General features: G+C 46.1%; 18 protein-coding genes. 1 reads left to right on the top strand and 17 read right to left on the bottom strand.

Translation table 11 applies throughout. The features are described 5' to 3' along the window. Positions 1–219 precede the first annotated feature (219 nt). Both DESOR_RS13515 and DESOR_RS13510 read right to left on the bottom strand, forming a co-directional pair. Positions 220–1614, bottom strand: a complete 1395-nt coding sequence (locus DESOR_RS13515; RefSeq protein WP_014185149.1) for a methyltransferase MtaB domain-containing protein — start codon at positions 1612–1614, stop codon at positions 220–222. 18 nt (positions 1615–1632) lie between these two features. Further along, positions 1633–2280, bottom strand: a complete 648-nt coding sequence (locus DESOR_RS13510; RefSeq protein WP_014185148.1) for a cobalamin B12-binding domain-containing protein — start codon at positions 2278–2280, stop codon at positions 1633–1635. 396 nt (positions 2281–2676) lie between these two features. Between DESOR_RS13510 and DESOR_RS13505 the strand changes: the two genes are divergently transcribed. Then, entirely contained in the window at positions 2677–3579 is a 903-nt protein-coding gene (locus DESOR_RS13505) for a CobW family GTP-binding protein (RefSeq protein ID WP_014185147.1), read from the top strand. A gap of 709 nt (positions 3580–4288) precedes the next feature. Here the strand turns inward: DESOR_RS13505 and DESOR_RS13495 are convergent. The 15 genes from DESOR_RS13495 to DESOR_RS13425 all read right to left on the bottom strand — a co-directional run bounded on the left by DESOR_RS13495 (position 4289) and on the right by DESOR_RS13425 (position 18260). Beyond that, positions 4289–5092: a methyltetrahydrofolate cobalamin methyltransferase gene (locus DESOR_RS13495; protein WP_014185145.1), complete on the bottom strand. Its 804-nt coding sequence runs from the start codon at positions 5090–5092 to the stop codon at positions 4289–4291. Positions 5093–5279: 187 nt separating this feature from the next. Further along, the gene (locus tag DESOR_RS13490; RefSeq protein ID WP_014185144.1) at positions 5280–6377 is read right to left on the bottom strand and encodes a pyridoxal phosphate-dependent aminotransferase; all 1098 of its coding nucleotides are present in this window, start codon (positions 6375–6377) and stop codon (positions 5280–5282) included. Positions 6378–6402: 25 nt separating this feature from the next. Further along, complete coding sequence (locus DESOR_RS13485; RefSeq protein ID WP_014185143.1) at positions 6403–7329, bottom strand: GHMP family kinase ATP-binding protein; 927 nt, start codon at positions 7327–7329, stop codon at positions 6403–6405. Further along, positions 7329–7892 carry a cob(I)yrinic acid a,c-diamide adenosyltransferase gene (locus DESOR_RS13480; RefSeq protein WP_014185142.1) on the bottom strand — a complete coding sequence of 188 codons (564 nt, stop codon included), beginning with the start codon at positions 7890–7892 and terminating at the stop codon, positions 7329–7331. The genes DESOR_RS13485 and DESOR_RS13480 overlap by 1 nt, the downstream gene beginning before the upstream one ends. After that, the gene (locus tag DESOR_RS13475; RefSeq protein WP_014185141.1) at positions 7889–9262 is read right to left on the bottom strand and encodes a cobyrinic acid a,c-diamide synthase CobB; all 1374 of its coding nucleotides are present in this window, start codon (positions 9260–9262) and stop codon (positions 7889–7891) included. The genes DESOR_RS13480 and DESOR_RS13475 overlap by 4 nt, the downstream gene beginning before the upstream one ends. A 22-nt stretch (positions 9263–9284) precedes the next feature. Beyond that, positions 9285–10268 (bottom strand): adenosylcobinamide-phosphate synthase CbiB, encoded by a 984-nt coding sequence (gene cbiB / locus DESOR_RS13470; protein ID WP_014185140.1) that lies wholly within the window; start codon positions 10266–10268, stop codon positions 9285–9287. 22 nt (positions 10269–10290) lie between these two features. Beyond that, on the bottom strand, positions 10291–11832 hold the full coding sequence (locus tag DESOR_RS13465; RefSeq protein WP_042331216.1) for a cobyric acid synthase: 1542 nt from the start codon (positions 11830–11832) through the stop codon (positions 10291–10293). A gap of 97 nt (positions 11833–11929) precedes the next feature. After that, positions 11930–12565, bottom strand: a complete 636-nt coding sequence (locus DESOR_RS13460) for a precorrin-8X methylmutase (RefSeq protein WP_014185138.1) — start codon at positions 12563–12565, stop codon at positions 11930–11932. Next, positions 12562–12930 (bottom strand): sirohydrochlorin chelatase, encoded by a 369-nt coding sequence (locus tag DESOR_RS13455; protein WP_014185137.1) that lies wholly within the window; start codon positions 12928–12930, stop codon positions 12562–12564. Before DESOR_RS13455 ends, DESOR_RS13460 begins: the two co-directional genes overlap by 4 nt. Continuing rightward, entirely contained in the window at positions 12927–13691 is a 765-nt protein-coding gene (gene cobK / locus DESOR_RS13450; RefSeq protein ID WP_014185136.1) for a precorrin-6A reductase, read from the bottom strand. The genes DESOR_RS13455 and cobK overlap by 4 nt, the downstream gene beginning before the upstream one ends. Continuing rightward, the gene (gene cobJ / locus DESOR_RS13445; protein WP_014185135.1) at positions 13688–14377 is read right to left on the bottom strand and encodes a precorrin-3B C(17)-methyltransferase; all 690 of its coding nucleotides are present in this window, start codon (positions 14375–14377) and stop codon (positions 13688–13690) included. Before cobJ ends, cobK begins: the two co-directional genes overlap by 4 nt. 26 nt (positions 14378–14403) lie before the next feature. Continuing rightward, positions 14404–15483: a cobalt-precorrin 5A hydrolase gene (locus DESOR_RS13440; protein WP_014185134.1), complete on the bottom strand. Its 1080-nt coding sequence runs from the start codon at positions 15481–15483 to the stop codon at positions 14404–14406. Further along, positions 15480–16268, bottom strand: a complete 789-nt coding sequence (gene cobM, locus DESOR_RS13435) for a precorrin-4 C(11)-methyltransferase (protein ID WP_014185133.1) — start codon at positions 16266–16268, stop codon at positions 15480–15482. The genes DESOR_RS13440 and cobM overlap by 4 nt, the downstream gene beginning before the upstream one ends. Beyond that, the gene (gene cobI, locus DESOR_RS13430; RefSeq protein WP_014185132.1) at positions 16255–16986 is read right to left on the bottom strand and encodes a precorrin-2 C(20)-methyltransferase; all 732 of its coding nucleotides are present in this window, start codon (positions 16984–16986) and stop codon (positions 16255–16257) included. The genes cobM and cobI overlap by 14 nt, the downstream gene beginning before the upstream one ends. After that, positions 16983–18260, bottom strand: a complete 1278-nt coding sequence (locus DESOR_RS13425) for a bifunctional cobalt-precorrin-7 (C(5))-methyltransferase/cobalt-precorrin-6B (C(15))-methyltransferase (protein WP_014185131.1) — start codon at positions 18258–18260, stop codon at positions 16983–16985. The genes cobI and DESOR_RS13425 overlap by 4 nt, the downstream gene beginning before the upstream one ends. Positions 18261–18353 lie beyond the last annotated feature (93 nt).

Raw genomic sequence — 18353 nt, 5'->3', positions numbered from 1 at the left:
GTCCCATTTTGGAAGAAAAGGCGGCTAAAACTATATTTCAACTTATTATTAACATTATACCATAAGCAAAACTGTATTTTTATGAAAAATTTAAAAATTCAAAGGGGCACTCTTTAATCCGGTAAATTTTAAGCTAAACAACCGGAAAAAGGGTGCCAGAATAATTTTATTAGGGGAACTTCTATAATAAAATAAATGTTTCAGATGCTAAAATACATGTTATTTTGCAGCTACATTAAAATCGTATTTGGCAGGATCAAATTTATCGACTGTGCACATCGGCAAAATTTGTTTAGCAAATTCTGCTTCATCATCGGGAATTGCTTTTAATTGCTTTTCAAAGATATCCAGGTATTTCAATTCCTTGGCATCCAGTTGAAGCAAGCCATCTTTAAATCCTGCTCTTATTTCATTAATAGTAGCGGCAGCAGCTATTTTGGTCCGTTCAAAATGAGTTTTTCCTTTAATAATCTCCCCGCTGATCCTGAAAGCTACTTTAGGATCCAGTATATAAGCCTGAGGATCGTACATTTTATCCGATTCAATTAGAATATCCCTGATTTCTTTAGCGGAACCTCTGGTGGTCGCCCCGTTCATTAAACGGCAGTCATAAATCAACTGTTCAATATAGACGGTGGGTGCCATTCCGCCCAGTAATCTTATATTTTCTACCGATTCATTGCTCCAGCAGTCCGCGACACTGGCAGAAATATTTCCGACGCAACTTGAGTGAGCACAGGCAGCGGTTTTTCCTTCCATAGAAATCGGGGTTCCGCTAATAGCTTTAAGATATACGCCTTCATAGCCGCAGTCTTTATCCGGTCCGACCGCACCCCGTTCCACGGCAACTAAGGTTCTGACCGCACACATAACCCGGTCAATAGCAGCAAAAACTTTAGGAATAAAATTCTTATGGGCCATAACCATGGAGGTATTGGCAAAGCCGCAAGCCGTATCTCCAGAGGGGATGCAGTTATATTCTTGTGAAATTTTAACAATTTCATCCCATAGAATACCCATATCCCGGCAGCCGATAGCTCCTAAAGAGAAGACCGCTTTCGGCAAGTCACAATTCATAACCGCTTCATCATGAAGCTGCTTGCCGCCAATGGACTCAATAGCCAGGAAATCCGCTCCCGCTTCGGCACATCCTTTAAAAGTATTAATAACATTATCCCAGTGTTCGCCTTTATACATATGAGCCAGGGTTTTGCCCTCGCGAACATCAACCACCGTCATCCTGAGGAGACTTTTCTGTCCGAATTTGGTGCTATATTCATCCATGACTCCCTTAACAACCTTGGTTACATCTTTGCCCCATTGAGGATTAAAGGTGCAGGGAGGAAGTAGTTCAATTTCAATAATAAAACCCGGAGAATGAAGCTCATGAGCTTTAGAACAAATACCATGGATCATTTCGTCATACTGGGCTAATACTTTTGGCATGGTTTCTTCACTAATCAGCATCGTCGGCAAAGTAAGATTGACTTCCGGATAAACAGTTCCTCCGCCGATAACCATGCCATTATTGCAGACAACCGGTTTCTTGGCATAACCATAAATAATCTCATCCGCGTTATTATAAGCAAGTTCCGTAAATTGAATATTTGCCACAATAAAACCCTCCCTTTTTTAGCGCGCAGCCATTTCAGTCACTAACTTGCTGACTAATTCCACAGCCCCCGCAGCATCTCCGGCATAACCGTCAGCACCAATTTGATCGGCAAATTCCTGGGTAATGGGAGCGCCGCCAACGATAATTTTGACATTATTGCGAATGCCTTCTTCCACACAGACATCGACAGTGGATTTCATAGACAACATGGTGGTAGTGAGCAAGGCGGAAAGAGCTAAGACTTGTCCATTATTTTCTCTGGCAGCCACCACAAACTCTTCCGGTGCAATGTCCACGCCCAAATCCACAACTTTATATCCCGTGCACTCCAGCATCATGCCGACCAAACTCTTGCCGATATCATGGAGGTCGCCTTTAACTGTTCCGATAATAACCGTACCCTTGTTGGTCATTTCCCCGCCGGCCAGCAAGGGCTTTACTAATTCAATACCCATATTCATGGCCCGAGCCGACATTAATACTTCCGGTACAAACATATCATTAACTTTGAAGCGCTGTCCAACAACATTCATACCTCCGATGAGTCCCTGATTAATAATTTCCAAAGGATCTACCTTGGTATTAATGGCTTCATTAACCTTCGCCTGGACTTGCGCATTATCCCCTTCAATAACGGCATTACTCAATTCAGTAAAATCAAACATACATTATCCTCCTCGTTCTTCATAGTTTGTCAATTATTTTTGCCTGCCTAATCCACAGCTACAATCCCAAATTCCTCTCACCTCACTTCACCAACTCTCTCTTCGACAAAAAAAGTATAGAAAGAATCTTCAAAAATTTTTGATTTATCTCGTTGATGTTATTGTAATTGTTTATCCAAATTGTTTACATGGACATTTTTGTTTTATCTGTATAGATCTTAACCAGTTCTGTCCCGGATTTTCTTCTCCGAAACCACCGATTAATGCCCTGTTGCCCTTAAAAATGTCATCGGAAAATCCCCAATAATACAAAATAATCCATGGTATAGTCAGAGAAATATCATTAAGCTTACTTATAATGAGACAATTACTTTGATTCATAGGAGGACAATGGATATGGTAAAATTTGATATTGTCTCTGGCTTTTTAGGCGCCGGCAAAACCACTCTCGTCAAAAAGATCCTTCATTCTCTTGATACATGTGAGAAGATTGTTCTAATTGAAAATGATTTCGGAGAAGTCAATGTCGATCGGGAGATTCTTGAATTTGAGGGCTTTGAGGTTTATGAACTATCTAATGGCTGCGTCTGCTGTAAACTTAAAGGAGACTTTCTCTATACCTTAAAACAGTTATTAAACCAGAAAATTGACAGAATTATCTTTGAACCCTCGGGAATTTTTATTTTCGGTGAGATTCTGGATGTCTTCCGCGACCCGGAAATAGCTGACAAATGCACCATTAACTCTGTCATTACCGTGATTGACGCTCTGAATTTTGCCGACAATATCCAAAGTCACTCAGCTTTTTTTAAAAGCCAGATCCTCAATGCTTCATCATTGGTGATAAGCAAAGCACAGTTTCTTGATGACAAGAATCTTGACCCTATTGTGCAGGAACTGCAGCTCCTTAATGAAAAGGCTCCTGTCCTTTCTAAAGATTGGGCCAAATTAACGGCTCAGGACACCAAGGCTTTAATCAACCGGACTTCTGAGTTCCCCTTGACCTTTCCCAGTCATTTCCCCGATCATAACTTTGATTCCGTAGGCTTAAAAACTTCTAAAATCATAAGCTTCTCTCAGTTGGAGGGCATCCTGGAAATATGTAAGACCGGGGCCTTGGGCAAGGTGATGCGGGGCAAAGGCATTCTTAATTCCGGTTCTGCTTTTCTTGAATTCAATTATGTGGAGGGACAATATTCCATTGAAGAAACAACGGACACCCAAATCGGCATTGTCAGCTTTATCGGGAACGGTCTAAAAAAAGAAGCCTTGACCTCTTTTTTCGCCCTTGATAATTAAATGTAACCCTAGTCATACGGCACTCAAAGTTTTCGTGGCGTCCGCGAAAACTTTGAGTGCCGTGTCAGTTTCTCTTCTCAAACTACTGGAAATCCGCCGGCATTAGAAAACTTGGCTGGCGCCCACGACGAAAACAAAGTTGGATTCTTCAGATTATTTTGGAGCTTTCGGGTGCCTTTTTCAGGATAGACCCCCATGCCGCTGCCGCAGCGCCAGCAGAGGATGAAAAATGCTTAAAGATTCCGCGAACCTGACCCGAGCCCCTCAAATTTCATCTTCCGCTCCCAATAAACTGCAGAAGGAGCGCTTTTTCAGCTAAGCGGATGCGTCAGTGAAGCCGCGCTAAGACGAGCGCCGACGGTTCGCGTCCCCGTAGCGCGCCGCAGGACTTGTCCATGGATGGACTGATGCCGCGGTGCCAAGGATGGCAAGGAGCGGCACACATGCAGGAATACCCAGAGGTTCGGACGCGCTCGCGAACCGTCCAGCGAGGCAGCGGCGGAACTCGCAGACGCGTGCTGTACGAAGACACTGTCTTCGCACGGATTAACATAACTAGAAAAGCGCTCCTCTCAAGAGCCAGACAGAAGAACCGACCCGCTGTCTACCCAAGAGGCTTTTTTCAGAGTAGTATTAATAAGGGCAGCCACAAAGAAATTCTCTCTGCGACTGCCCTTTATGCGAATAGATCGGAATAAGCGAAAGGAGATTAACCTAAGAAATCAAATTGTTTATTGCGATAGGCTTTAAGGTAATTGACACAGAAATCATCGCGGCCGGCCAGGGCTTCCGCTGTAACTAAGCTTGCCATCATCATTTTATCCAAAGGATTGATGATCAAGCCGTCTAAACCTTTACCGATAGCCATGATAGCAAAGGCCTGGTTCATGAATTTACGAACGGGCAGCCCATAAGATACATTGGACAGTCCGCACATAGTATGAACCCCTTTGAAGCGTGTCATAATCGCTTCAACAGAGTTGATGAATTCCACTGCAAAAGTGCTGTTGGTAGAAATGGGCTGAACTAAAGGATCTACATAGATGTTGTTAATCGGAACATTGTTTTTAACCAGTCCGTCAATCAGTTTTTCGGCAATTTTCAAACGCTGATCCATGGTTTCAGGCATTCCGTCGTCACTCATACAGAGTGCCACAACTCTCAAATCTGTTCCCGCAACCACCGGTATCAAGGCATCATAACGTTCTTTCTCCAACGAAATTGAGTTGATCATAGCAGTACCCTTGTGTACGGATAAGGCTGCATCAATAGCCTTGGGATCCGGGCTGTCGATACAGCAAGGAGCATCTACTACTTCCTGAACATTCTTAACCAGCCATTGCAAGTATTCCGCTTCTTTACCGACAAAAATTCCGGCATTAACGTCTATGTAATCTGCCCCGGCTTCAAACTCATCTTTGGCAATCTTCCGGATATATTCTGCATCTTGTGCTTTGATTGCCTCCCCTATAGCCTTACGGCTGGCATTAATTAATTCTCCAACAACTAGCATGTTAATTAGTTCCTCCTTTTAATTTCCTTAATTTTTTTAGCTGACCTACAAATTAAAAAGTTCCTAAATTTAATGGCCTTAGATGTAGTACAACTATTTAGAGTTTTTAGTTAAGTCTAATTTTAGTCTTTCAAACGTTATAGGCACAGGGATTTTTTTGCTGAATTTGTATCGATCTTTACTTGTCTCATGTTGTTGATGATCTTTTACTCCAGTCTTTAACCCCCTCGATTAAGCGCTGCATAACAGGGATATCTTTGATAGCTACCCGTATGAAGTTAGCGTGCAAACCCTCAAAACTGGAACAATCCCGCACAAGAATGCCTAACCGTCCTAAATGCTCGATCAGTGCTTTTGTAGGGTGGTTGAATACCTGAATTAAGGCAAAATTGACGGCAGATGGCCATAGTTTAAGATCAGGAAAACTGGATTGCTCAAACTCCCGGTAAAAATACCCTCTGCTTTCCTGTATTTTTCCTCGAACCTCACTGGGATACTCCAAATCCTCTAATGCCGCAATCCCGGCCTGTTGAGCAAATACATTTACAGACCAAGGATCACGGTATTGATCAAAGTTGGTAATCAGTGAAGGGTGAGCAAAAACAGCACCTAAGCGCAGTCCTGGTATACTATAGAATTTTGTTAAGGAGTACAGCACGATTAAATGCTCGTTTCCAGCTAAATACTGCCGAGCCGACTTCCGACACTCATCCGGTAAAAAGTCCAGGAAGGACTCGTCAAAAAGGATTTTGCAGCCGCCGTCTTTCGTTATCCTGAGGATATATTCAAAAAAATCCTTGTCAATAACGCTTCCCGTAGGATTATGGGGAGAGCAAAGAAAGAGTAAGTCACACCCTTTAAGGATTCCTTTCCAGATTTCTAAAGTTTCTTTATCTGAACCCTTGAACCTGGTCCAACCCTCAGGCCCAAAGGGTACGTGAAGCACTTCGGAGCCTACAGCACCTGCAGCACGCTCGTATTCACTAAAGGTTGGTATGGGTATCACTACCTTTTGAGGCTTCAAGGCTTGCATAATTGTAAAAATCAGCTCTCCTGCTCCATTGCCCACCATAATGTTTTCTAATGCCAAACTTAAGGAGCCGGCAAGAGTCTTCCTTAAATTAATGCTCTCAGGATCCGGATAATGTACAATATCTGGCATCCCCTTTTCTAAGGAATCCCACACTCTTGCAGGGGGTCCAAAGGGATTAATATTTGCGGACAGGTCAATAAAGGTTTCCAGTCCATACAATTCCTTAGCTCTGCGCAGATTTCCGCCATGCATAGTATCACCCCCGATTTCCTGTTATCTACTCTACCTGCTTAAGCTGAATGGAGTTCAGATCTTTTGCAGCGGTTATCCCACCTGAGTGACTGTAAAAAGAATCAATGTAAACGGGAGTAAAACACTGCTGAGCTTCAGCCCTTAAGTTACTGATAGCTTTATGATTAAAGGACTCTCCTTGAGGAAACACTCCGGCCAACAGAGTCCCGCTATGAGCAGTCACAACACCCAGTCCGCCTTTTTCACGAACCCAAGCTAAAAAGGGATGGAACAAGGCTTTGTGATTAATTTCCAAATTACATTTCGCACTGATGGTACTTGCTGCAGCCAGTTTTTCCAGGTCTCCTTGGCCGATTCCTTCACAAGCCAACTGATAGGCCTTGCCAATATCTCCCTCGTGACGTCGATAATGTCCAGCTAAGTCCGGTCGAGCATTAAACATTTTAGTATCAATAGCTCCGCCCCAGTCCAGAGCTAAAAAAACAGCCGGAACAGAAGAGCCGAGGAAACGATAATTGTGTCCCTGCACATGTTCTATCTCCGTAATTCCCGGAAACATGACACTGTCACTAGGTTCAATCTGTAATGCTAAGTGGGCCAAACGCTCAGGAACAGGCTCTTCGCCAAGGGCTACTAAAGCTGCCGCCGCCACAGCGCTGATATCTGCCGTGGAGCTTGCCATACCTTTTCCTTCGGGAAGCTGATGCAAAAATTCTACTTTCCCCCCCAATTTAGGCAAGCCCAAGTTTTCTTTGAGTAATTCCAACACTTGACGCGCTTTAATTTTATTATCGGAAAGATCCCAGCCTGCAGCGTGCATGGATAATGCTACCCTAGCCTCGGAAAATCGATTAATGGGACAATCAATCAGAAACGGAACCCCTTCTCGAGCCCCTTGTACCCATTCTCCACATGTTCCCGGACACCGGGCCAACCCGACTGTGAATTCCATTAATATTCAATCCCCCTACGACTTTTAACCCCTTGCGAAAAAGGATGTTTCAGCATGTTTAGATCCCACCAATGGTCGACCAACGGTTCTAATTCCTCTGGCATACCCCGGCCGGTAAGAATCCAGTGAACCTGCCGGGAGGATTCATCTGACAAGAGCTTCCTTAATTGATCTAAATTGAGAAAACCACGATTGATGGCGTGACTTATTTCATCCAGAATAATCATATGGTAGGTATTCGTTCCCACTTGGCCTGAAACATATTCTAAGGCTTGCTGAACTAAATCCAGGGCTATGTCAGGATTGCGATTTTCTCTGAAACATTCTCCGCACCCCGTGCAATGCTTTAGACCAGTTCGAATCATCCCTGACCAACGACAGCCAACTCCAAATTGGATAAGAGGAATTCCTAAACGGTTCAGCCCCACTAATTCCCCGCTGTACGTACTTCCCTTGAGAAACTGTACCATCAGGACTCTCTTCCCTTCAGAATAAGCAAGCAGGGCTTCTCCCACAGCCGAGGTGGTCTTTCCTTTGCCCTGTCCGGTATAGACTGTGATCATACCTTAGCTCTCCCTGAATGAGTAAACCAGTACTCCAGCAATTCTTGATGTCCTGAGAAATGCAGGTGCAAGTAAGAAGCAACAATATTGTCTTTAGCATACCCTTCCATTCGATCCGGCCGGTCCCCTCGGAACAGATCATAAACAGGCGAATATTCTTTTTCATAAACCACCCGTGAATAGTGAAACTCATGCCCTTGAACTGTGGTTCCCCTGGGACCCAGGAAATTATCCTCACGGAACACCCCTTTACGATAACCAATTCCCTGGAGGCGTTTGGTCATTTCTGCCTTCATAGGAATTAGTCCGGCCATGGGAAGTTCCTTCCCTTCAAAATCCTGTATGGACTTACCAAGATACATATATCCTCCGCATTCAGCATAAATGGGCCTGCCACTATCGGCATAAGAGCGCAGGGATTCCAGGAACGGCGTGTTTTCGCTTAAGCTCTTCAGATGCAATTCGGGGAAACCACCGCCCAGAATAATCCCATCCAAGCCTTCCGGAAGTGCTGAATCATGTAAAGGACTGAAAGGTATAATGGTGGAATTCAAGCGTTCTGCCATGTCCAAAGCATCCTGGTAATAAAAGAGAAAAGCTTCATCCCAGGCCAGACCCAAGCGAAAGGGCTGATCGGGATGCTTTAGTGGTTCTGCTTTTGCTAAAGGTGCAGGCTCGCTGAATTCCGGCGCACTCAGCATAATCCTCTCAACTTGTTCTAAATCAATATGTTTACTGATCAAGTCAGACAAAGATTCAATAAAGCCTTCTAAAAGACCGCCCTCACCTACAGGAACTAAGCCTAAATGCCGTTCCGGAAGCTTTAGAGATAATTCCTTAGGCAGAACACCCAGTACCGGAATTTTTATTTCGCTAAGAGCTTCGCGGAGGATCGTTTCTTGAGCTGAGGATTTGACACGATTAAGAATGACTCCTTGAAGATTAACTTGAGGATCATAAGTGCTGAAACCATGAACCAGAGCAGCTACACTCCGGGACATAGAGGATGCGTCCACAATGAGAATAACCGGGGCCTGAAGAAGTTTAGCAACATCCGCTGTACTTCCATAACCAGGGGTTCCGCTCATCCCATCAAACATTCCCATAACACCTTCTATAACAGCCCAGCTCTCCCTGGCGCTTTGGGCAAAAACGGCAGGAAGATGATCTCCCAACAGCCAGCGATCAAGATTACGGGAAGCCCTTCCCGTGGCTGCCGCATGATAACTGGGGTCAATATAATCAGGTCCAACCTTGTATCCTTGGATAGGGCGCTGGCGCTTGCTTAAAGCCGCCATCAAACCCGTAGCCAGGGTTGTTTTCCCCACTCCACTATGCGTTCCCGCCAGGACAATCCGTGGAATCTTCATGCTGCATCCCCCAATTCGATGTTCAAAATATTAAATAAGCAACATAACCCAAAATCAATGTAGGAATAAGAGATAACCAGGTCGCTGTTTGCACTAATTGGCGGCAGCGGGCAATGTCCTCCCCATTGACAGGGTGAAGGGCATCCCCCATCTCTGCTCGATGATGAGTGCGGCCGTGGTAAATATTGATCCCGCCTAATTGAATACCCAATAAGCCAGCAACGATGCTTTCAGGATTTCCGCCGTTGGGGCTGGGATGACCGGATGCATCCCTTTTCCAGATCCTATAGGCATGACCAATAGGCATTCCCCTCAGCCTGCCGGCCAGGAGCAAAATCGGCACTGACATCCTCGCCGGCAGGTAATTAGCCCAATCATCCGTACGAGCCGAGAACCAGCCGAAATCCTGATATTTATCGTTTTTATAGCCAACCATAGAATCCAAAGTGCTGACAGCTTTAAAAGCCATGGCCAAGGGGGCTCCCCCCAGAACTGCGTAAAAAAGGGGTGATAAAATCCCGTCCACAAAATTTTCTGCCAAAGTTTCCACAGTTCCCCGGGCAATCTCCCCTTCTGAAAGGTTTGAGGTATCACGGCTAACCAGCCAAGACAGCTTGATACGAGCCTCACTCAAATCTCCCTGGGCCAAAGGAATAAGAACACTCTTGCCCGCGTCTAAAAGAGATTTTGCAGCAAGTGTTGTAAAAATAAAATACGTGCTTACTACAAAGCCAAATAAAGGGTGAAGGAAGTTGGCTGCCCATACAGCAGCCCAAGTGATAAAATAACTGCCGCCCACGATCAGAAAGGTAAGGAAGACCCCATTACGGCGGCGTACCTGAGGAGAGCCATGATTAAGTTTATCCTCCAACACGCTGATGGCTTTGCCAATCCCGACAACAGGATGTGGCCAGCTGCGTGGATCACCAATGACTTGATCAAGAACAAAGCCTAATAGCACCGGGACAGGAAGTACCGCCCAAAGAAAATAAAGCCTTTCCATCATGCTATAATTACCCGGTCTTTCCTTATGATTCGGCTCTTAAGCCCATAATCTCACGAATTCGTTCCAAGTCCACATTTTGACGAACCAAATCTGCCAGCTCATTATAGGCTAATTCCCGCAGTGCTGCTTGAGAAAGTGAAGCCTCAACGGGCCTTTCCATCCCCCGGCGCTCCCACAGCCAGTTGAGCAATGAACTGCGCAGGCTGTCATTATCAAAGATACCGTGCAGATAGGTGCCATAGGAATTACCGTTCTGCAAACCATCGAGATTGGTTTCTCCGTTGGATGTTAAGTTAAACAAAGGTGAGTGTCCTTCATCTAAGGAGGAACGTCCCATATGAATTTCATAGCCGACAACGGTATCTCCGGTACATCCTTTAAAGAAGCCTTGATCCGACAAAACCGTTCCCTTACTCTGAACGGTATGTTTTTGAGGATAGAACTCCGTAACCATAGGCAGGATTCCCAGGCCAGGCATTTCCTCCAGCTCCGACTCCGTATGCAGGGGATCCTTGACTAAGCGTCCCATCATTTGATAGCCGCCGCAAATGCCAATAATCGGTACTTCCTGAGCACGAAGAGCCTGGATTTGATCACCCATGCCGCTTTCATTCAGGAAACGCAAATCGGCTAAGGTATTCTTGCTGCCAGGAATAATCAAGAGATCAGGTTTCCCTAAATTGGCAGGATCCGTGACATAACGAACTGCTACATCAGCTTCATCCTGAAGGGCATCGAAGTCAGTAAAGTTAGATATATAAGGCAAGCGAATAACTGCAACATCTAATTGTTGGTCTAAGGCAACAGATGGTTTTTCCTGGGCTTCACTGATGGCTACAGAATCCTCATCCGGAATACGGATTTTGAAATACGGAACAACTCCTACCACCGGAATTCCTGTTTTTTGCTCAATGAAGTCCAAAGCCGGCTGAAGAAGCTTGATTTCACCACGGAATTTATTAAAAACAATTCCTTTAATCATGGCTCGCTCTTCAGGCTCCACCAGTTCTAACGTCCCCACAACGGATGCTAAAGCACCGCCCCGGTCAATATCCGCTACCAGTAAGACCGGGGAATCAGCCTCCAGGGCAATTCTCATATTGACGATGTCGTTGGATTTAAGATTCACTTCAGCCGGACTTCCCGCTCCTTCGATAACGAGAATTTCATACTCATCCAACAGCCCGTGCAGCGCTTCCGTGACATAGGGCCAAGTCATACGCTGATATTCTCCATGATAACGCAAAGCGGTTACATTGCCGTGAGATTTCCCCATAATCACAACCTGAGACCCTGTTGGTCCGCTGGGCTTGAGCAATACAGGATTCATACGCACATCCGGATCTACCCCTGCTGCTTGAGCCTGAACAACCTGGGCTCTGCCCATTTCTCCCCCATCTGCCGTCACAAAGGAGTTTAAGGCCATATTCTGAGCTTTAAATGGGCTGACCTTGTATCCTTCTTGATAAAAGATCCGGCAAAATGCAGCAGCCAACACGCTTTTGCCAACACTCGAAGAAGTTCCTTGAATCATGAGTTTGGCCGTTAGTTTGTTTGAAGACATCATCTTTCACCCCTTTATTAGGAAGCACAGGAAAGTTTTGTTGCTTCCCATTTTCTTCAAAGAATAGCTTTGCAGACAGAGTCACTGTTTCATACTGTTACTTGTTTTTTAAAACTGTATAAATTAAGGCGTTGACCACAGTTGCAGCCATAGGACTTCCACCCCGGGTTCCCAGGACGGTAATCGAGGGAAACTCCTGGTGTTCCCATAATAAATCTTTAGACTCTTTGGCTCCGATAAAGCCGACTGGAATTCCGACGATTAAAGCCGGCCGGGTTTCCGGATTTTCTGCCAGACGCAGAACTTCCAGCAAAGCTGTGGGAGCATTGCCGATGGCTACAATGGAACCCCGCAGGCGGTCGGCATGCATGCGAAATGCTGTCATTGAACGAGTGATACCCCAAGCTTTTGCTTGTTCGGGTACTCCAGGAGCGTTTAAAAAGCACTCTGCTTGTCCGCCCAGTGATTTTAGTTTCTCTTTGGAGATTCCAGCTCGAACCATCTCCACATCCGTAATGACATCGGCCCCTGCTTTTAAAGCTTGGAGGCCGCAAGCGATGGCTTCCGGGTGAATGGCAATAGAGGACTCCAAGGAAGGATCTCCCGTGGTATGAATAATCCGTTCAACAACAGGAAGATCTTGTTCCAGCCAAGGACGACTTAATCCTGCTCGGATAATACGCATGCTTTCCTTTTCAATTTGACCGGGGTCTAAAATAAACTCTGATGTCATTCCCCCAGTGCCTCCTTAATACGAAAGCTGGCCAAACTGGCAATTCCATCGTCAGCTCCCAGTTCTCTGGTAAAGATAATCTCTACCTCAGGATGCTGCTCCCGGATTTCCTGTAGTTCCTCATGAATATCCACCGTAACGTGCATGCCGCGGAAAAGAAAGAGGGGCATAATCACAATTTTAGTTGCACCGTCTTTAATTTTCCCTTCCACAGCTTCAGGCAGACTCGGCTTATCATGTGCCATATAGGCTGGAGTTACCTCTTGTCCCATAATCCGGCTGACTTTTTCAGCAACGACTAACAGACCTTGGTTAGCTTCGGCACGACGGCTGCCATGCCCTAAAAGAATAATTTCTGATTTCATGTCATTTCCTCCACATAGTTAATAAATTCCTTCAAGGTTCGATGATTCAGATTCTTATCGGCCGGCGGCCGTTTAATCATAACCATTGGAATGTGTAGACCGAGACAGGCCAGGACTTTTTCCAAAGTGCCCCCGACTTTTCCGCTTTCTTTAGCCACGACAACCTCAACTTTAAGCTGCTTAAACATAGCTTCATCCCACTCTTGAGAAAAGGGACCTTGAGCAGCGATGATTTGATTGGGTTTAAAGCCAAGTTCCTCACAACGGGCCAAAACTGCTGAAGTCGGCAGGACCCGGACAAAAAGAGTTTTATCCTTCATAGCGGGATGAACTGCCCATTCCGGCAGTCCATTGCTGCCAGTCGTGAGCAGGATACGCTGTCCTAATGCTGCAGCTAGGGAAGCAGCCTCAGGCAAATCCTCCGCCCAATGAATGAGAGGATGTTCCGGCAGGTTCAGAGCTGAGCGCTCCCAACGCAAGTATGGGATTTCCAGGTCCCCACAAGCTTTTCGGGCAAGTTCCTTGACCTGCAATGCGTAAGGGTGAGTAGCGTCCACTAAAGCCGAAAACTCCTGTGCTCTGAGAAGATCCGTGAGCCTCCGGGCATCCATTGCTCCAAAGCGAGCTTGAAGACCTTGCCCTTGAGCCAAATCGGCTCCATAGGCAGTCAGGGTAGACACTAAAACATCATGACCCCGCCGCAGCAAAGCTTCAGCCAGTTCACGCCCATCTTCAGTGCCTGCTAAGACCAAAAGCTTCACAGCTTGTACCCCCGAGGAGTAACCATGTAGGGTCCGACAATCCTGGTTTGGGAGTTGCCAATAATGACAGTAGTAAGCATATCAATGGTGTGGTTTGTGAAATCTTCCAAGGTGGTAATTTCCACACTGGATTCCTCACCCCGCAATGCTTCCCGGACCAAGCCAACGGGAGTATCCGGACGGCGGTATTGTAAAATGATTTCCCTGACAGTTTCAATATGATGAGGGCGGCCCTTGCTTTTCGGGTTATAAAGAGCGAAGATAAAATCTCCCTCAGCTGCTAAGCGAACTCGTTTTTCAATGACCTCCCAAGGAGTCAGCAGGTCACTTAAGCTGACCACCGCAAAATCATGCATTAAGGGTGCACCAAGCATGGAAGCAGCCGCTGAAGCTGCTGTTACCCCAGGGATAATTTCTAAAGGCATATCCAGGAGATTTTCCTGCTCCATACATTCAATAATGATTCCGGCCATTCCATAAACTCCTGCATCTCCGCTGCTGATAACGGCAACGCGATGACCTTCGGCGGCCAAGCGAATCGCTTCACGACAGCGGTCAATTTCTTGCCGCATCCCCGTGGCCACAACCTGTTGATGGGTTAAATAAGAACGAATAAGATCTACATAAGTCTTATATCCTACTATGTACTCAACTTCGTTTAAGACAGATTGAACCTTTCCCGTCATATGAGCTTGATCCCCAGGTCCCAGACCTACAACATAAAGTTTTCTATGCTGATTGCTACTGTTACCCCCTGTCCCTTGGTCTTCGGCAGAATGAGCCGCCCCTTGCTGGTTCCCAGTAAACTCGCTGCTTCGCATACACCGTCCACTCCTATCTTTTCGCTTACAAAATTTGATCGATTTAATTGATTTTGATGATTTACAGTTTGAAGCTCCTCCGCCGGAAAAGTTCTGAAAGGAACCCCCAGGTAAGCGGCCGCTTCAATCAGCCCAACTTCGTCTGATTTAAGGTCTATACTATATAATCCGGAAATTGCCTTAGGGGAGGCTCCCAGCAGCTGGATAGCAGTCAGAATCCTCTCTAAAATAATTTCTTTAGCAACCCCCCGCCGGCACCCTACTCCCACACTTAAAACCGGGGGGACAAGATACAGGGAATCTCCTTTAACATTTGAATCCGGAAAAGCATCAATAATGACATTGGCTTGATCTTTATCCGAATCCGGCAAAAACCGGTAGTGAGAATCCTGGAGCCAGGCATTTTCATTGGCTTGAAAGGGATAACTCGTCCAAACATTAAGATAACTTCGCTTAAGCAATAAACTGTTGACTTCCGGCAAATGAGATACAGGCTCAACTTTCCAGCCATACCTGCGGGCATATTCGTCCGGAGCCACCATTCCCCTTACATCGGTAGCTGTAGTAATCACGGGAACCGCTTTAATATGTTCAGAAATCTGCCGTGCCCAGGCGTTGGCACCGCCTAAGTGCCCGGAAAGCAGAGGTATGACAAACTCTCCTGCCTCATCAAGGACCAGAACAGCCGGATCCCGGTCTTTTCCTTCTACTAAGGAAGCAATTTGCCGGACCACAATTCCGGAAGCCATTACAAAGACCAGAACCTCAGATTCCTGCCACAACTGGGGTACAATATCCTTCAACCGGGAAAATACCTGATAATCCCTTTGCGCTGTGATGTTTTTTTGAGGAATAACTTTCTGATGCAGATATATTTTAGGCTGAACACTCTCCGGCAAACCATGGACAATGCGCAGGATGGTATCCAGGCCACGATCCGTTAAGGTTAGAAGGGCAATTTTCTCCTTCACTTGTCTGTCCCTTGCCGGTATTCATGGGTAAAAGTCGGGTCATAGAGTTTTGAGCGGGCATAGCCTTTGGCGGGATCTAAGAAATCGCCCACCAGGATTTGAGCCTGTTTGCGTATGCCGGCTGCTTTAACCATCTCAACGATAGTCTCCAGAGTTCCCATCAGCATTTCTTCATCCGGCCAGCTGGCTTTGGCTACCACGGCAATGGGTGTCGAAGCAGGATAACCCCCTTCCAGCAGGGCCTGCACCACAGATCCCATGTCCTGAACACTGAGGAAAATAGCCATACTGGATTGATGCTGGGCCAGCTTAGCCAGAGCTTCACGCTCAGGAACCGGTGTCCGGCCTGCAATCCTGGTCAGGATCAAAGTTTGGCTGATATCCGGCAAAGTGAACTCCCGTTTAACCGCTGCAGCAGCTGCAAATACGGAGCTTACTCCCGGAATCACGGTATAAGGAATGTCTTGCTTATCTAAATACTCAAATTGCTCCTTAATGGCACCATACATGCTGGGGTCTCCTGTATGGAGACGGACAATCTTTTCCCCGTTTTTAACCCCTTCCAACATGAGTCCGGCTACCTCTTCCAGGGTGAGGTGAGCGCTGTCATGGCAAGGGGTGCCCGGCTTGCATAATTTAAGCAATTCCGGATTGACTAAGGAGCCGGCATAAATAACACGATCTGCCTGCTCTAAAGTTTTAGCACCTTTAACTGTGATCAGTTCCGGGTCCCCCGGACCGGCTCCGATGAAGATAACTTCGCCGTTCGTTTTATTCTGGCTCATTTTTTCCCCTCCCCAGCAAATCTTTTTTAACCAACATTAGGCTGAGATAATCAATTTTTTCAGTTTTAAAGTCCTCTGCCTGAGGCTCCCAGCGAATTTTTTCTTCCTCTTGTCCCAGACGGGTTAATAAGACGGCTTTTTTCTCCCGTTCTTCAAGGAGGGTTAAAATTTCAGGGAGTCGGCGGGATACTTTCATTAAGACTAAATTGGGGAAATCAAGAAACTCCCCAACATCCTCTGTACTTGGCAGGACCAGCAGGGGCTCGTCCCCCGTAGCCAGGGGCAAATTAATTCTGGCAGCGGCAGCTGCCATAGCCATTATCCCAGGTACGGTTGTGATTTGCTCCTGGGGCAGCTCATCCTGAAGAATATTAAGGAGGTAGCTGTAAGTACTGTAAAGTGACGGATCACCCAAGGTAATAAAAGCTACGGATTTGCCTTCTTTTAATTCTGCTAAAATTGTTTGAGCACCATCCTGCCAGGCCTTGGCCAAAACCTCTTGATCTGAAGTCATAGGCATTTCCAGTTCAACAAGGCGCACATCCGCCGGGCAGTGAATTTTGGCAATATCCCAGGCAACACTTTCCCGGTCCATTTTGGATTTCGGGATGGCTACGAGATCAACGGAACGCAGGACATCAACAGCTTGCAAGGTCAAGAGCTGAGGATCACCCGGGCCTACCCCAACTCCATAGAATTTTCCCCAACTAATATTCATGATGCTTCCCCTTTTCTTGCTGAAATTATAAAAATCGGATTCAATGCTTGGGCCATATGCAAGGTTTGAACAGCCTTCCAACGAACTGCCTGAATGGATATGGTATCAATATCTTGATAGTTATACTCTGAGAGAAGTTTTAGCCCCTGGGCCACTGTTTCAATAGTTACAGCGGTTATCACGATTCTTCCCCCGTCAGCCAGTGGAACCTTTGCTAAGATTTCAGCTAAGCGCCCGTTGCTTCCGCCAATAATACAAACGTCCACCGTCGGCAGCTCTCCAAACACATCCGGGGCAGCTCCGGGAATCAAGCGCAGGTTGTCAACCCCAAACTTATCTTGGTTAGCTAAAATAAGCTCTTGAGCTTCTGTGTGATGTTCTATGGCATAAACCATACCCTCCGAGGCCAGACCCGCCGCTTCAATACTAATACTGCCTGTACCTGCTCCAATATCAACAACATTGTCTGTTTTGGAGATTTGAGCCTTCGCTAAGACTTGCACACGAATTTCTGATTTTGTCATAGGAACTTTTCCTCGCAGGAATTCCTCATCGGGAATTCCCAGCCTGCTTCCTATACCCTTCTTGCCAGAATTAGCTGAAGATCCTGGATTAACCTGACCATTCCTTTGTTCAGTATCCTTATCCATATCTGTCCCTAAGGACGGATGAAGAATAACAATAGCATTCTTTAATGAGGTCTTTTCTTGAGCCAGCTGTTCTGCGTCCATGGTCGCCCAGAACTCCTCAGGATAACTCAGAGCATTGCCAACAGATATTTTAGGCCGGCAGCCTCTATCTAAATAATACTGAGCGATTTTCTGAGGAGTATTCTCTCCGCCCGTTAAAACCGCCGTTGGGCGAGTAATCACTTGAGGAAGTACAGACAGATCACGGCCATGGACACTGGCAAAGGCCGCCTCCTGCCAAGCAAGTTCTGCTCTGGCAAAGGCAAATTGCAAAGAACTGATTCCCGGGTGTACATCCATTTTTTCCTCAGGAAATTCCTTCTTAAGTCTGGGCAAAAAACTAAAGAATCCAGGATCACCGGAAACTAGTACTCCAACAACTTTATTTTCCTGAAGCGCCTTTCTGATCACCTCAATACTATCAGCCAATTTGCCCGATAAAGTGTACCTGCTTCCTTGGAAATCCGGAAACAGCTCAAGAGCCCTGGACCCGCCAATTAAGACTTCACAGTTTTGTACAAGTTCAATAATTGCTGGGGGCAACCATTCCGGCCTGCCGGGACCGATTCCGATCACCTGTAACATACATTACCCCTCTTCCTAAATTTGTCACTTCGTGCAGAAGATTATTGAATAAACATAAATAAAAATGAGCCTGAGCGGCTCGTATGGTTTACC

It is taken from the genome of Desulfosporosinus orientis DSM 765, from assembly GCF_000235605.1.
GTDB classification, from domain to species: Bacteria; Bacillota; Desulfitobacteriia; order Desulfitobacteriales; family Desulfitobacteriaceae; genus Desulfosporosinus; species Desulfosporosinus orientis.
Note: the sequence above shows the minus strand (reverse complement) of the source record. Positions and strands in the feature narration are given on the sequence as shown.

What these genes read in the sequence shown, in the direction of transcription:
- DESOR_RS13510 (WP_014185148.1), bottom strand. Translation starts at nt 2,280, where the DNA reads ATGTTTGATTTTACTGAATTGAGTAATGCCGTTATTGAAGGGGATAAT.
- DESOR_RS13505 (WP_014185147.1), top strand. Translation starts at nt 2,677, where the DNA reads ATGGTAAAATTTGATATTGTCTCTGGCTTTTTAGGCGCCGGCAAAACC.
- DESOR_RS13495 (WP_014185145.1), bottom strand. Translation starts at nt 5,092, where the DNA reads ATGCTAGTTGTTGGAGAATTAATTAATGCCAGCCGTAAGGCTATAGGG.
- DESOR_RS13490 (WP_014185144.1), bottom strand. Translation starts at nt 6,377, where the DNA reads ATGCATGGCGGAAATCTGCGCAGAGCTAAGGAATTGTATGGACTGGAA.
- DESOR_RS13485 (WP_014185143.1), bottom strand. Translation starts at nt 7,329, where the DNA reads ATGGAATTCACAGTCGGGTTGGCCCGGTGTCCGGGAACATGTGGAGAA.
- DESOR_RS13480 (WP_014185142.1), bottom strand. Translation starts at nt 7,892, where the DNA reads ATGATCACAGTCTATACCGGACAGGGCAAAGGAAAGACCACCTCGGCT.
- DESOR_RS13475 (WP_014185141.1), bottom strand. Translation starts at nt 9,262, where the DNA reads ATGAAGATTCCACGGATTGTCCTGGCGGGAACGCATAGTGGAGTGGGG.
- cbiB (WP_014185140.1), bottom strand. Translation starts at nt 10,268, where the DNA reads ATGATGGAAAGGCTTTATTTTCTTTGGGCGGTACTTCCTGTCCCGGTG.
- DESOR_RS13465 (WP_042331216.1), bottom strand. Translation starts at nt 11,832, where the DNA reads ATGTCTTCAAACAAACTAACGGCCAAACTCATGATTCAAGGAACTTCT.
- DESOR_RS13460 (WP_014185138.1), bottom strand. Translation starts at nt 12,565, where the DNA reads ATGACATCAGAGTTTATTTTAGACCCCGGTCAAATTGAAAAGGAAAGC.
- DESOR_RS13455 (WP_014185137.1), bottom strand. Translation starts at nt 12,930, where the DNA reads ATGAAATCAGAAATTATTCTTTTAGGGCATGGCAGCCGTCGTGCCGAA.
- cobJ (WP_014185135.1), bottom strand. Translation starts at nt 14,377, where the DNA reads ATGACGGGAAAGGTTCAATCTGTCTTAAACGAAGTTGAGTACATAGTA.
- cobM (WP_014185133.1), bottom strand. Translation starts at nt 16,268, where the DNA reads ATGAGCCAGAATAAAACGAACGGCGAAGTTATCTTCATCGGAGCCGGT.
- cobI (WP_014185132.1), bottom strand. Translation starts at nt 16,986, where the DNA reads ATGAATATTAGTTGGGGAAAATTCTATGGAGTTGGGGTAGGCCCGGGT.
- DESOR_RS13425 (WP_014185131.1), bottom strand. Translation starts at nt 18,260, where the DNA reads ATGTTACAGGTGATCGGAATCGGTCCCGGCAGGCCGGAATGGTTGCCC.